Source organism: Vibrio sp. VP6 (assembly GCF_028823755.1).
In the GTDB taxonomy this organism is placed as follows: Bacteria; Pseudomonadota; Gammaproteobacteria; order Enterobacterales; family Vibrionaceae; genus Vibrio; species Vibrio parahaemolyticus.
The window spans coordinates 17,382-31,242 of record NZ_JAPEID010000052.1; the positions used below are offsets into that span (position 1 = coordinate 17,382).

Sequence of the window (13,861 nt, forward strand, 5' to 3'; positions counted from 1 at the left end):
TTATATACAAATTAAATTACAACTCTACATTCACGATAATTAAGTGCTGTTTTTATTTTCCAAGAAGACCACGCACGATGTCCTAAGCAGAGATGTAAAATTTCTAATATCTATATTTCTGTCTAATGCTTCACTATAAAGTTCAGATATAAACTGAGCTCTCGATTTACCTTCAATCTCAGACATTTCATCTAAGACTGTCCAATATTTATTTTCTAGTCTAATACTTGTTATATGCCCGAGAATCCGAATAGATCTACTTCTGACCATATAGTTTTCTTTTGGTTGACCTATAAACAGTTCGCACATGGAACCCACCTCAACTTAACACAAATTTTATCAATTAAACTAAAACACTACATAGTACTTTAATTTCAGAAACTAATTTATTAGCGTAATTTGACAATTCGCTATTAACATCAAGAGCACTTAGTTTCAAATCAGCAACATGACCAGATAGTAAAGATATTGCTTTTGAGTCTATATCTTTACAGTGTTTTGATATTATTCTTAATTTCTTTAGCTCGAGTTCGATAAGAAAAATCATTGATTTAAAAATATCATCAGTATCATTATTAGAAGGTAATGAGCTTATATGGTTAATGGTTTCAGAACAGCTCTTACAAACTGTAGTACTTCCAAACTTGATACAGTCATGATGTTGAATACAACAAAAATCACACCTACACAACATAATATCTTTCTCAGATTATTTATGAATATTAAGCTTTAAAGAAACGTAGCTGTTCTTTAAGACCATTTGACACACTAACTAATCCTGTAACTAGCTCACCGCTATTACGGATATATTTCATGTTTTCATCAACAGATTGCGTTAATGTATCAATTTGTTTAGATACTTCCTCGACTACAGACGCTTGTTGCTCCGAGGAAGAACTCACGGACGCATTCATTTCTAAAAGAGTCCTTATATTTTCCTGAATGACAGAAAACTGATTCTCTAGTTCAAGTCGACTATCATTGTAACTTTTGATTAGAGTCATGTTTTCTTTGACAAACGTATCGAGCTTTTCTGACTTCTCCTTGAGTATTTCAACAATGTCTTGTATCGATGATGTCGATTGTTTTGTCTCAGAAGCTAGTTTTCTGACTTCGTCAGCAACCACAGCGAAGCCTCGACCATACTCGCCTGCTCTCGCAGCTTCGATTGCGGCATTCAGTGCTAATAAATTTGTTTGTTCAGAAATTGTATCTATCATCTGAACTATCTCACCTACACTGGTCGAGCTATCGATGATTCCATTAGAAATTTCTGACGAATCAATCGTAGATTGAGTTATTTGATCTCCAATACGTTGAACTTTCTTTAGTATATCCCTACCCTGTAATACCTGTTGTTCAATTGCTTCATTAGTTTTACTTACTGTCGTCGCATTGCTTGCAACTTCTTTAGAAGATTGACTAAGTTCTACGCATGCCGTCGCTATTGATTCAAATTCACCTTGCTGTTCTATGCTGTTCTCTACCACAACATCGATATTTTCTCTGTTATCTTTAGAGTTTTTATCCATAATTTCAGTAGCACTAACAATTTCACCAACAATAAGGGAAATACTATTTCTTAATAAGGTTACAGATCGATCAATTGATGACAATTCATTGTGTAATTCGGTTTGTTCATATTCAGAGAAGTCACCCTGAGCTAAACGATCCAGCCTGCTTTTAATATAGTCTATGCCGACTAATTCTTTCCTTACTATTAGAATGATTGATGCAACTATAACCAGATTAGTTCCGACAATTATCCCTATAAATATAAGTATTTGCTGTGAGTTTTCATTTATAACTTCATTCTGACTGACAAAGTTATATAGATTCATGTCACCGAGTTCTTTTTTGGAAGCTGAGTACCAATCTCCATCCGGAGTTTGATACATCAACACTTCACTCCCTAATTCAGCAAATATTGGCCGTATTTGGGTTAATTGACTGCCAACCCAATCAGAATTGGAAGAGTCAGCGGCTATAACATCGCCATCCAAGTTAGTAAGCGCGTATTCCAGTCCTAAGTTTGGTACTAGATTATCTAGAGCCACGTCAAATCCAAGTAGACCAATAAGTCCACCTTCATTTTTTATTGGTACCGATAATGTAATTGTATAATTGCCAGTCCAAGACTTATACGGACGAGTCAAATAGTAATTGGATGGATCCCTTATAACAGCGTTGAACCACGTTCTAGATTCCTTTTTAGCATTAAAATCAGAAATCCAACCATTAGAAGTCAATACTCTTCCTTCTAAATCGGCGACAAAAACTTCAGTCAATGCTTCAGTTTCACCTGCGGTATGCTTTAGTACAGACTGTAAATAATCATTTTTATCTTTGTCGTACGACCAAGATGATGGCAGACTCGATAACGCGTAAGCGATTGATTTTGCTTCATCGATGAATGAATTCATCTCCGAATTATAGGAAACTTCAATAATTTTTCTCGACTGCTCGTCAAGTTGTATTGCGTCAGCGTCTGCTAGAGCCCTTAGATAGTGATATGTTGCTAATGTGACAAAAATTAACATAGCAACTAATGTCAATAGAGAATATTTTAGTATTTTTTGTAACATGGCAAGCCTGCTCAATTGGTTTTTTACGTATAATCCCTTACAAGCCTCATGGATATGTAGTACTGATACACTACATACATTAAATTTCCATACAATGTGACAACAATCACAATAGTATACTGATAGAGCAGTTGACTCTTGTCATATTAGGACAATTAACATGCTTAAATGGCCAGATTAGAATATTAAATGAGACATTTCTCCAATATATATCTAAATTCTCTTATGCAGGTTTTTCCTATTTTTTAATTTTTCTATTAGGATATTTCTTACATATTTTATTATTTTAAATAAAATACTTTGAGTCTAGACGACGTATCAAAAATGACTTTATTTAAATTGGTCAAGTTGATTTGAAGATTTATTTTTTGAACGTAACCATTAGAAAGATATGTTGAGTCAATTGGAAGAGATGCTCATTTAGAAAAACCATACACGCTCATTCATCGTTGTAATACTTTCAATATTTGAGTCATGTCAGATAAGTCACAAAACATCAATAGATGATTGATACTTTATCCCCCTTAACTATAGCAATGGGCTAAAATCTCAATCTAGTCACTTCAAACGTCAGAAATGTAAGGTAGAGTATTTGATTTACAATAAACCTGTATATCATCCATTTTCCTTCTTTTTTGACGCTATAGATTCGCAACAACTAACATTTAAAGAGATAGTATGCAAAAAACAACAGATACACTGAACGACTCTCTATCGGTTCACCCAGGCTGGGGAAAGATGTTTCAACACGCACAAAAAGAGCTCCGTTTACAATCTTTGTTTGATAGCTGGCGAACTACCCCATCAAATCGCCTTTACTTGGAAGATTTGCGAAATGACTTATACGCACTAACCGATCCAGAACTAACTATTCCATTCATATCAAAATGTGCCAAGAGCGTTAACCCTTTCACATTTGGTTGCTTTAGTCTTTTGTTTTGGACTTCACCCTGCATCAAAACAGCCTTAAAAAACTGTGAAGATTATTCAATATTAATGAGCACCCCCATTCACCTTCAAAGTCAAACCATGGACAACGGCGATATCGAAATCTGGTTTATAGACAACGAAACAACTCATCACAGTCCAACAGTGACCCACCTTGGTACCCTTTTATACATTTTAACTTTAAGCGAGATGCTCCAAAGGTTAATTGATCATCCGGTCCCCCCCTTGGCTATTGAGTTAGTTTCTCCTGAGTTTACCGATAAACAATTAGACACCATCAGGCATATTTCAAACGTCTCGCTCAGTACAAATAAAACTCAGAATAAACTCTGTGTACCACATGAATTGCTACAAATTGGCAATCCATATTATGATGAAGAAGTCTATCACTCCCAATTAGATCTCGTTCGCGCCAAAGCAAGCGCGCTTAAAAAAAACGATATTATTACTAACATATTTAAATACTTAGATAGCATGCGCGACTTAACTACGGTTTCTGCTGAAACAACAGCTAACTACCTTGCTATGAGCGTAAGAACTCTAAATAGAAAGCTCAACAATCAGAATACGTCCTACCGAGACGTGCTTACTAACTACAGAATCGAAAAATCTCTTCGACTCCTCAGTGACAACTCGCTAAATGTCACAGAAATTGCTTTCCAGTTAGGTTTTGGCGATGTTAGTTCCTTCTCAAGAGCATTTAAGGGATGGACAGGAACTACACCATTGAAGTTAAGAAATACTTAGCGTTTTACCGTATTTATAAGGCTATGAAATTCAAATACTTTTAACTTGTTCCATACAGTCAAAATATTTCCTAGCTTCCGCTTCCCAGTAGCTGTGTAAAAGCAATGCAAAGTAACCACGCTGCTTTTGCTTCAAGATTCGCAGTGATGCTTGTTCATGGGAGAGACTTTGATACATAGACTCAGTAATAACAACGTTCGTGTCTAGCGGATTCGATAGATAGAGTTCTATATCTAAAAGGCTGTTGGCTTCTGATTCATTAAGCCCCTGATCAACTAGTAGTTTCACACACATATGATGCACCAAGTTATTTGAAACTGCCTGTAATTCAGTGCTTGTTTTGTTTAATGTCATTTCTGTTTCTCTTTCAGTCTAACCTGTGAGAGATCCATGCTCAGAATTTCCATGTTTATTGAGAATACGTTAGTTCAGAATGAAAGTCTGGAAAGTACTCCTTCCATTTTGGAAGGTGGCCGCTACCGACAGGCTCGGTATTGATAACATTGTCTCTCTTTTTAAGTAAAACTCTCGAGCCTTCTTTCACCGTTTCCACTGGCAAAGTTAGGCTCACCAAGTGCGAGCCTAGTTTCTAAAACAACATAGTGAGGCTATTTCTCTACGCTGAGTTATCTTGGGACAGGGTCATCTGTGGGGGGCTATTGACGATTTCTTGAGTCGCATCATTCTGATACTCGGTCAGTACCAAGCTCATTAGATAAATACCTATTTCAGCTCGACTTGTAGCTTTTGTTTCCACGGCAACAGAATCAATAATAAAACTCATCACTTCAACTAGGTGGTTGTCTTGCAAAGATGGCATATACCTCTCCAATTAACTCTTAAATTACCAATCAACAACGCTTATGGCTGTGTGGTGGTCAACAAAATTGGCCACAGCATTATAGTTTTCCCAATATAATCGTTCAGACTCATTGGAATTAGTGCACCATTATATTGTCAGGTTCTGAGTAGGCTGTAGTAACCTGTGATGTATCAACTTATATACTCTTCTGCTCCGCTGCCCAACACTCGCATCCGTTGTGTCCTCTGAAGCCCCACATTTGACTGTTGTTTCCGCAGTAAGTGCTCCTAAACTAGCGTGCGTGATTTGATAACCCACAACTCTAATCAGGTTGCCAAGTTGAGCAAGCCACGACAGTATGTGATTAAGGAAATGACAACTTAGACAAGGTGCTTTTTTGCTTCATAACACAACCAACTAAGAACGGCTCAATAGGAGCAGATATCTGATGTACAGCATCATTAACATAACGAGTCGGCCCGTTTCGCTCACTTATAGCAAGTGCTGACATCACCCGTTCAAGTAAATAAGCATAACGACTGATTGTCTGACGACACATACTAGACATACGAGCTACGCTACCAATCGTAAGTGGTTGATTGTGACGCAGCAGACGTTGGCAGGCGTGGACAATACGACGAGCTGTATTCGTTCGACGTATCCGGTGTGTCCTCCTGGCGGCTCTTCGCTGCCTATCATACAAACTTAAGTGCCTATCTAATTTCATCACACCCCGCTTACAGCCTGATCTGGTAAAATATTTACTCCAAGTCCAACGAGACACGCTTTTGACTAACGCCTCAACTTCGCTCCATGGTAGCGGTGGACTCTCTGGCATAGCACTTACATTTTTGTGGTGCGCAAAACCCTCTACTCGTGCTTTAAAATCGGTATAACTGCCCAGCTCTCTTGCTTTCGCGACAATGCTGTAAGCGTACTGACGTGTGTTTTCAAACAGAGTGCAGTTTCTGGAATAGGAAGTATCATGCACTTTTCCCTGCCCCAAACGCTCGGGCTCAAGTTCAAGGGAATCTGCTAGTTCACCAAGCTCGTAAATACTTCGATGAAGTTCTGTAGTCAGCCACTCAGTATGAAATGGTGTTTTGGCAACTGGACCGCAATAACTCATGTCAGCCTCTAGCCTTAATGCAAGAGCTCGATAAATAGCTTGGTAATAGGCGATAGGTTTGTTGTGCGCGTTGTCGCTGGTGCAAACGGGCACAATGGCATAAAAAAGATGGGCTTTGTTACTAATACGATTACGCACAATCAAGTTTGGTGGTGGCAACCCTTCATCTTGCCAGATGTAGGGATTTGGTATGGTGCGATGTTTATGATCAATGTCGAACACCATCCAAGCTTTCATCTCTTTGCGATTGACTTGCATGTACGGCCACTTTACAGCGTAATCACGTGGCCTTATGAGCATAGCGGTTTTATTATCGCTACATCTTGAAAAATAAGGCGCTTCCTCAATCACGCGAGTTTTTAATGAAAACGATGGAGTGATGATCTGATTACTGTCTGAACGAATCATCGTCATAATAAAGTCAACGCAGTTCTTTTCAGCACGCCAGAGAACGCTAAGCGCGACACTTTCTTCATAATGCTCAACATCTTCACACTGACCAAGGTCTGTTTCGTTAGATATCTCAGTTGAGCGTTGATAGCCATGCCCGAACGCTGTTCTAAGACTACATTAAGAGAATTGGCTTACTCTCGTACAAATCGGGTAATGTATAATGCTTAAAGCCAACGGTTTTAGGTCTTGTTGATTCATTTTTCATTGCCTGTCAGCAAGTTAGAAATCCCGTCTGAACATGGTTTATGCCAATGAACTACTGACATCGCCCATCCAAATTGATACACACTTACCCTGCCCTAATGAGCGACTCAATCTCCATACGCGGCGATACATCTTGATTGAGTTTTTCTAAGCTATTGATGATCAAAACATGATTGCTGATACTGACCTGCGCAGTATGAACAATTTTATGTTTCAGAGTTCGACTTAGTTCTTGCTTGCCAACACACTCAAGCGCTATACGAGACAGCTCTCCAGAGTAAATAGCGTTATCTAATACCCGTCGAATAAAATTCACTTCGCTTTCGTCAGGAGGAATAAGAGCTGTGACTACACCCAGCCCTAGAAGAAGCGCATTCACAATGGAATGATTCCCACTTGCCTTTGAGATCGTGATGAGTTCTGTACAGTTCAGTACATGGGGCTGCTCGGGGTTGAGTTTATTGCGTAGCATCGTAGCATCCATTCCAAGACGCTCTGCTAGCCTGGCCATGTTTTCAGTTCTCGCAAAAGCACAACACGCTTCGTTAAATGCCTTTTGTTTAGAAACAAGAAAGTCACTCTTTGGGTCAATATCGTTCATAGCGAATACTCAATTGAAGAAAAACAGTACGAAAATGAAACCCCAACCAAGAATGTTTGTGCGCAACAGGCATTCTTAATTCGTTGGAATACAGGAGCATTAAGGTATGATGACCTATCCCATTCGTTGCAACGTTTCTCTAGTGGCCACTTCAAGCAACTCAACCATATTGATTAATGGCGTTTCTTTAGCCTTGGCTTTCTCTTTGATAGGTAAGCGACCATCGGATACCCAATCTATGATCGTGCGTTTTGGCATACCAGAGAGTTGGGAGTATTGATCATAAGTCATATAAGGGGTATTTAAGACTACTTGATATGAAAGCATAGTGGTACCCTAATGAGTTGTTGATTGTATTTATTCGGGAGATAGAGTTTTGACTCGCCACCCGATTTCATTTGGAATTATTGATCGCATATGAAATCATGTCAATTCCCAATCCACCCACCAGAGTATGTTGGGGGAAAGGAAGTTATCGAAAGGTTGATGCAGGCCACAAATACCCGCTCTAATCAAGCATTGGCTGACGCTTTCGGTCTATCTAAATCAACCGTCGGTACTTGGCGACATAGAAACTTAGTTCCGTACGAGATTGTAATTCGATTGCATTTGGAAACAGGGATCTCAATTAGATGGCTAACACTTGGTCAGGGTGAGCCTTATGATGGCGCATCTGAGTACACACAAGTTTCGAAGAAGAATGAAAGCAAACAGATTGTTGACGCGGATTGTTTTCGCATCGAAAATGGGCAATTGGTGAATCAAGGGACCTTGGCTTTGGACAAGGCATTCCTGAACGAGCTCGATGTAATCAACGTGATGGCCATTAAAGATGGTCAGAGCACATTCCTAGTGAACAAAGAATCCCGCCAAGCGGTAAGCGGCACATACCTAGTTGATATGGACGGCCTACTCTCTCTAAACGAAATCCAGCGCTTACCAGGTAAAAAACTAGCGATCAACTTCAATGGCTCCCCCCTCAAGGTTGAGGAAGATGAAGTTAAGGTTGTTGGTAGAGTTGTATTAATGATGGAGAAGAAGTGATGTCATCTCGACATAAATCTTTCAAGCGTAGACCTATTTCATTAATAAACACCTGGCATTGCAAGTTAATTTTCCGAAGAGTGATTTCAAAACTAAGCATTTTAAATGTTGTTTGGGACTACATAACCAAAGTAATATCTAGCCCCGTAATTCTAGGTGTCATTACTTTAATACAGCTAACTGCTGGTGCTGTGCTGGGCGCTAATATTAGCCTTGCCTTCCCAACAACAAGTTACAATTCACTTGATGTTGAATCATTGTCACTAATTATTTGGCAAGGTATCCACCCATTTACACTTTATACAGTTTTGTTTGCAATAATGATAACTCTTGTTCGAGCTCTCACCGATTCTTATGTTGATATAAAAAGACAAAATTTAGCTATCAGATTAGCCGAAGAGCAACGAAGCTTACCTGACTCATTATGGCTACGAAATTACCATGAGAAGTATATTCCCGAAATCATGAATATAAACAACTCTATAAAACAAGCATTTGATGATGGCAGTTATGATGACGATGTTATCAAACAATCAATAACGACACTGTTAGAGATTTCTCGAGATATGGCGATGAGCTGGGATAGCAAAAATAAAGAAGACTATTCTTCGAACTTGATGCTGTATGCACCAAGCTCTATTAAGATTGCTAGTTTTATTAAAAAATACTGGTCAAGAAATCATCTATTCTTCGATAGTAACAACCCTTATAGTGCGAAAGACGAAATATCCGGTATTCTGTTTGTTGCAGGAAGTGTTAATTCACATTCAAAATTTTATGGGAATGGCGAACATGACTCCGAGAAAAATCAGCCTCTTATCCTTCCAGTATGCTTAGATGATGAGCAAGCTCATAATGAGTTTCTGTCAAAACAGTCTCTTCCAGGGGCTCCCGAAGCCTTCCGAAGTGGTAGTTACCACTATATAGAAAACGTTTTAGATGAGATAGAAAAATGGCTTACAGAAGACTATTGGTACTATTTTGATGAATCTCAAGCCCAGCAACTTTATGACCACTATCGTGCTGACCATTCGGGAAAGTCACTTATCAGTATCCCGATCCTATTGCCAATAACCGTGCAAGAGCTGGAGTCTGGTGTAAACTTAAACAAAGGCACTATAGTTGGCGTATTAAACGTATATAGCAGAAATATACGAATGCTTAGAGGCAATGCTACTGACTTCCACGAATTTTGTAGACCTCTTGTCAGCAGCTTGGCACTATGTATAGCGGCATATGAGATTTGGACTAAGCTTCCTTCCGGTGACAACGAGACACCGTCAGATACAGAAGGTACCCCCGAAGGCCTCGCTAAGGATAGCGAAGGAGAATAGAAAGCAGATTGTGTTTCACGAAGTAAAACTATACAATTTGCGCCCATAAGGAGAAACACTATGGCAGTAAGAAAATCAACGGCTTCAGTTAAGTACAACAATGATCTAAATGGTAGTACGTATAACTCAAAAGAAGACTCTCAGAAAAAGAGAGAGACGAAGAGAACTGTTAAAGTCATGTCTTACAAAAGAAGCACTGGACATCGTCGAAGTAATGCCGACTCTGTTGCAGAGCAGTTTCTGGCAACATCCAATTAATATCCTAAAAAAGGCACTCTAGTGAGTGCCTTTTGCTTATCTATAGTTTGATTCGTTGATCAACAACTAGGTCTGTAACCTCCCAGTTATACTGGTCCATCAAACGTGACATCTCGTTATAAACTGGCTGCTCCCTATCAATGTCTCTGATAGTCAATATAATAGAAAATGGAACTTCAACTCCCTCAGCTTCGTAACCGTCTCTATTTAAAAGTGCGACTCTCAGCTTCCAGTTTTTAACATCTGTTCCTTTGGGAAAAGCTTTATGGTAGACCTTTATTGGTGACCACTTATCCCCTGTTTTGGTTAAATCTGCTTCGAATTTTGGTGAGGATGACTGAAGTGGAACCATTGACTTAAAACCTTTACTGTCAGTTCTACCTAATCCAACACTCAAATCAACTTGGCAGTACTCAAAGCTCTTTTTCGCGTCTAGTTCAGGTTGATACACCAAAGTTATAAAAAACTCACCACGAACTTTCCCATCTTCAGTTCTCAAACATTGCGGAATGGGAAAAGGCAACTTTTGAACTTCAAAGCTTTTCTTCGCTACTCCATCAAAAACTAAAGTTGTTTCATAATCTTTGACATTGAGCAAATCTTCAATGTCTGCTGGTACCCCCCAACCTAAATACTCTCTGCACTCTTTCGAAACAGAATTGTTTAGGTTGGCACTATGAACAAGTAGTCCTTTCACCAAGCTAGGGGTGGCTCTATCCCCAATCCTATGGAATAAATTGGCTGCTAGTGAAGATATAATTGGTGTTGAAAAACTAGTGCCGATATCGTGCGCTGCATATCCATTAGGGCAAATTGATTTAATCGCAAATGCATGATCAAATGAACCATCAGCTCGCAAGTTCCCTCCAAAATGCGCAATTTCCGGTTTTTGTACAAAGTTGGATACAGGCCCCTTACGAGAAAAGCTTGAAGGCTCACCACGGTTAACAAAACCGTCCACATGAGCTAACGAACCAACTGTTATAGCTCTCACGGAATCTCCAGGGCTCGATATTCTATCATCAAAGCTCTTTTGTGGAGGCCAAGGTCTAAGCTCTCTCCCATCATAATTGCCCGCGGATACAACACACAAACAATTAAATTTATCTTGGAACTCATCAAGTAGAATTCCAAATTCTGAAATCCCACCTAAATCCACTGAGCTACTCTCTCCAAGAGATAAGTTCCAAACTCTGATGTGAGGATTAGCCTCCGCAACACACTCTAATGCATGGATGATCTCATAGAAATCCCCACCATTATTTCCTATCGCTTCGATACTATAGACCTTTGTCTGACAAGATGGAAAATGAGCAATACCTTGATTCAGAGTTTTAGCGTTTGTTAGAAGCCCAGCAACAAACGTACCATGACAATTGTTACGCTCATTGTCTGGAACAATATTTATCTGACCAGAGACCCACGAAGTGAGAGCTTCACAACTTGGGCTAATCCCTGTGTCAACTAAACCCACTACTGGAATCTCTTCTTCTGGGTGCTCAAAAGATAGCGATAGGTCAGCATCTACCTCAAGAGTACTCTCATTAGACACAATAGATTTACTCGGAGATACACTTTGCACGAATACGTTAGTATCGCATAACGCATGGACTTGTGTGTCGTCTAACTTAACGCGATAAACCCGTATTGAACTCGAGCTGCTCTTAATCCACTCGATACCTTGAGTACTCAAATATTCCTCAAAATTTGAATCGATAAGGGCATTAACCTGGTCATCATCAAAACGAATAAGGCGAATAACATAATTTCCGCTTTTTTCCTCTGCCAGTACCTGTACTCTTGGTTCAAACTTAGTAATACTTTTTACAGACGAAAGGGCCGCCTCTAACGTTTTCTTCCCTACCGAAGTCGAGACTTTCTTTTCTAGCTTTCTCAACCCCCCCGGGGTTGCTTGGATTAGGAACCGCGAAAAACCTATATCACCAAAAAACGGGCAGGTCGTCTCATTAAAGATAGCAGTTGGTCGATTTGATTTTGATACTGCCTTTGTTTCAAGTTCAACTACTACAGGCATATAAGGAATACATGTTTTGTAAAAACTCTTCTCAAGTTCTTTTTGCAAGCCTTTTATAGATGAAACGACCTCATCCATAAAGTCGCTAGAAATTTCCTTGTGCAACTTTGTACTGCCACCAGTATTTACTGGTGGCTGAAAATAATCAACCTCTGAAAATATGACATGCCTTATTGAGTTATCACTCATTTACTTATTACCTTTCAACAACTTGCCTACATAGCTTGATGATATATCAAAAACTAAAGCAAGTAGACGATATGTATATAAGTTCGTATCACATTCATGAAGCCACGCAAGTTCTTCCTTTCTATTAGTTACATCAAATGTCAGATTTGAGTGCTTATCTGCTAATATTTTTCGACACAATGCACCAAGTTCAAAAGAAAAATCGTTTACAATAATAAAACGTAAATATTCGTGAATAACCATCTCTATTTCCGCACCAGTCATCTGATCCGTAATTTTAGCTAACACAGATATATCTGATTCATTAACTCTAAACGTATTAAGCAAGTGATCTATGATTCTGTGTCTGACATCATGTTCGGGAAGCCCAAGTTCCATCTTATAGTGAAAGCGTCTCCAAACTGCAGGATCGAGTAGGTGAGGGTGGTTAGTCGCTGCAATAACAACAGTGTTATCCAAGCTATCTATATTCTGCAACAGGCTAACAACAACCCTTTTGAGCTCACCAATCTCATTTTTGTCATCGCGTGCTTTCGCAATTGAATCAAATTCATCCAAAAACAACACGCACGGTTCAGAATTCGCATACTCTAATAGAGAGCGGATATTCTTTGACGTCGAACCCAAATATGAAGAAATCAACGCATCAGATCGTGCAGTTATCAAAGGTAAACTTAATTCACAAGCAATGTGACTCGCGAGCTGACTTTTTCCGGTTCCAGGCACACCATGTAACAAAAGAGATGGATTAGAGGGAATTCCAAGCTCATATAGTTTGTCTTGCTTACGAATGTAATCTAAAAAAGCCTTAACATCTTGGGTTTTTCCATCAGACAAAAATACCTTAGAACTAGATTCACTTGGCATTGATTTATCAGCTAATGCAAACCTATTATCTTTCTCTACAGGTATCGGTTTTTGGAAAACACTCTGAGCATTTATTGCATTCCGGCCCGAACTAGATAACTTTTTAGCTAAACCCTGAGCAGCTAGCATATCACCATTTTTTTCTAGCAGATCAACTAATTTCGTAACTTGATTCACTACTTCTATTCGATTACCTGACAAAGCTTTGTCAACCAACCTAGATATCTCTATATAATATTCCACTGTACACTCATCAGAACACAAATCGTATAAATTAGAACAAAATGTCCACTATAAATAGATTATACATCACCAATAATGGACTTTGTACACTTAAAACAGAAATCAAAACACAATCATTCAACAATGAGACATCTTCGGCGTTCGACCTAGTTAAGCGACACTGCTCCCACATGTTCGTTTTTCAACATTCAAACATTGCCTGATATCGAGCAACCTATTAACCTGTATAAAAATACAGCACCGGTGTGTTTGTTTATGTCAATCCGCAAGTTAAAAGATGGGTCTAAAAAAACCTGGCTATGTGAGTGTTACCTCAATGGTCGCCAGGGCAAAAGGGTTAGAAGGCGATTCGCGACTAAAGGCGAAGCCGCCGCTTTTGAGCGTTTTGTAACAAGAGAGATAGAAGACAAGCCCTGGGAAGG

13 protein-coding genes and 1 pseudogene are annotated in these 13,861 nt (G+C 39.2%); 5 read left to right on the forward strand and 9 right to left on the reverse strand.

From position 1 onward, the window contains the following. Window positions 1–39: 39 nt before the first annotated feature. Both OU793_RS21945 and OU793_RS21950 read right to left on the reverse strand, forming a co-directional pair. Window positions 40–309, reverse strand: a complete 270-nt coding sequence (locus OU793_RS21945; protein ID WP_031428148.1) for a ribbon-helix-helix domain-containing protein — start codon at window positions 307–309, stop codon at window positions 40–42. A gap of 413 nt (window positions 310–722) precedes the next feature. Then, entirely contained in the window at window positions 723–2,585 is a 1,863-nt protein-coding gene (locus OU793_RS21950; protein ID WP_108653897.1) for a methyl-accepting chemotaxis protein, read from the reverse strand. Between the two features lie 678 nt (window positions 2,586–3,263). Between OU793_RS21950 and OU793_RS21955 the strand changes: the two genes are divergently transcribed. Next, on the forward strand, window positions 3,264–4,280 hold the full coding sequence (locus tag OU793_RS21955) for an AraC family transcriptional regulator (protein WP_108653896.1): 1,017 nt from the start codon (window positions 3,264–3,266) through the stop codon (window positions 4,278–4,280). A gap of 30 nt (window positions 4,281–4,310) precedes the next feature. On the opposite strand, the gene OU793_RS21960 is transcribed toward OU793_RS21955, so the two are convergent. The 5 genes from OU793_RS21960 to OU793_RS21980 form a co-directional block, all read right to left on the reverse strand. Next, window positions 4,311–4,634 (reverse strand): hypothetical protein, encoded by a 324-nt coding sequence (locus OU793_RS21960; protein ID WP_108653895.1) that lies wholly within the window; start codon window positions 4,632–4,634, stop codon window positions 4,311–4,313. Between the two features lie 262 nt (window positions 4,635–4,896). Continuing rightward, a complete protein-coding gene (locus tag OU793_RS21965; RefSeq protein WP_031428158.1) occupies window positions 4,897–5,100 on the reverse strand; it encodes a hypothetical protein in 204 nt (67 codons plus the stop codon). 346 nt (window positions 5,101–5,446) lie between these two features. Further along, window positions 5,447–6,625, reverse strand: coding sequence for a replication initiation protein (locus OU793_RS21970; RefSeq protein ID WP_236578054.1), 1,179 nt, complete (start codon window positions 6,623–6,625; stop codon window positions 5,447–5,449). Between the two features lie 328 nt (window positions 6,626–6,953). Continuing rightward, a complete protein-coding gene (locus OU793_RS21975) occupies window positions 6,954–7,469 on the reverse strand; it encodes a phage regulatory CII family protein (protein ID WP_031428163.1) in 516 nt (171 codons plus the stop codon). 114 nt (window positions 7,470–7,583) lie between these two features. Further along, a complete protein-coding gene (locus OU793_RS21980; protein ID WP_031428165.1) occupies window positions 7,584–7,796 on the reverse strand; it encodes a hypothetical protein in 213 nt (70 codons plus the stop codon). 90 nt (window positions 7,797–7,886) lie between these two features. Here OU793_RS21980 and OU793_RS21985 point away from each other — a divergent pair, with 90 nt between their 5' ends. Genes OU793_RS21985 through OU793_RS21995 form a run of 3 tightly spaced genes read left to right on the forward strand, consistent with a single transcriptional unit; the run spans window position 7,887 to window position 10,105 of the window. Continuing rightward, window positions 7,887–8,513, forward strand: a complete 627-nt coding sequence (locus tag OU793_RS21985) for a phage repressor protein CI (RefSeq protein ID WP_108653894.1) — start codon at window positions 7,887–7,889, stop codon at window positions 8,511–8,513. Then, complete coding sequence (locus OU793_RS21990) at window positions 8,513–9,847, forward strand: hypothetical protein (RefSeq protein WP_108653893.1); 1,335 nt, start codon at window positions 8,513–8,515, stop codon at window positions 9,845–9,847. The genes OU793_RS21985 and OU793_RS21990 overlap by 1 nt, the downstream gene beginning before the upstream one ends. Before the next feature lie 60 nt (window positions 9,848–9,907). Continuing rightward, window positions 9,908–10,105, forward strand: coding sequence for a hypothetical protein (locus tag OU793_RS21995; protein WP_108653892.1), 198 nt, complete (start codon window positions 9,908–9,910; stop codon window positions 10,103–10,105). Window positions 10,106–10,145: 40 nt separating this feature from the next. Here OU793_RS21995 and OU793_RS22000 read toward each other — a convergent pair whose 3' ends face one another. Both OU793_RS22000 and OU793_RS22005 read right to left on the reverse strand, forming a co-directional pair. Beyond that, window positions 10,146–12,329: a S8 family peptidase gene (locus OU793_RS22000; RefSeq protein WP_108653891.1), complete on the reverse strand. Its 2,184-nt coding sequence runs from the start codon at window positions 12,327–12,329 to the stop codon at window positions 10,146–10,148. After that, complete coding sequence (locus tag OU793_RS22005) at window positions 12,330–13,439, reverse strand: AAA family ATPase (protein WP_108653890.1); 1,110 nt, start codon at window positions 13,437–13,439, stop codon at window positions 12,330–12,332. 255 nt (window positions 13,440–13,694) lie between these two features. Between OU793_RS22005 and OU793_RS22010 the strand changes: the two are divergent. Continuing rightward, window positions 13,695–13,861 (forward strand): annotated as a pseudogene (locus tag OU793_RS22010) (site-specific integrase); the annotation flags it as partial.

Coding starts and splice junctions, on each gene's coding strand:
- OU793_RS21945 (WP_031428148.1), bottom strand. CDS start 309: ATGTGCGAACTGTTTATAGGTCAACCAAAAGAAAACTATATGGTCAGA.
- OU793_RS21950 (WP_108653897.1), bottom strand. CDS start 2,585: ATGTTACAAAAAATACTAAAATATTCTCTATTGACATTAGTTGCTATG.
- OU793_RS21955 (WP_108653896.1), top strand. CDS start 3,264: ATGCAAAAAACAACAGATACACTGAACGACTCTCTATCGGTTCACCCA.
- OU793_RS21960 (WP_108653895.1), bottom strand. CDS start 4,634: ATGACATTAAACAAAACAAGCACTGAATTACAGGCAGTTTCAAATAAC.
- OU793_RS21965 (WP_031428158.1), bottom strand. CDS start 5,100: ATGCCATCTTTGCAAGACAACCACCTAGTTGAAGTGATGAGTTTTATT.
- OU793_RS21970 (WP_236578054.1), bottom strand. CDS start 6,625: ATGACGATGATTCGTTCAGACAGTAATCAGATCATCACTCCATCGTTT.
- OU793_RS21975 (WP_031428163.1), bottom strand. CDS start 7,469: ATGAACGATATTGACCCAAAGAGTGACTTTCTTGTTTCTAAACAAAAG.
- OU793_RS21980 (WP_031428165.1), bottom strand. CDS start 7,796: ATGCTTTCATATCAAGTAGTCTTAAATACCCCTTATATGACTTATGAT.
- OU793_RS21985 (WP_108653894.1), top strand. CDS start 7,887: ATGAAATCATGTCAATTCCCAATCCACCCACCAGAGTATGTTGGGGGA.
- OU793_RS21990 (WP_108653893.1), top strand. CDS start 8,513: ATGTCATCTCGACATAAATCTTTCAAGCGTAGACCTATTTCATTAATA.
- OU793_RS21995 (WP_108653892.1), top strand. CDS start 9,908: ATGGCAGTAAGAAAATCAACGGCTTCAGTTAAGTACAACAATGATCTA.
- OU793_RS22000 (WP_108653891.1), bottom strand. CDS start 12,329: ATGAGTGATAACTCAATAAGGCATGTCATATTTTCAGAGGTTGATTAT.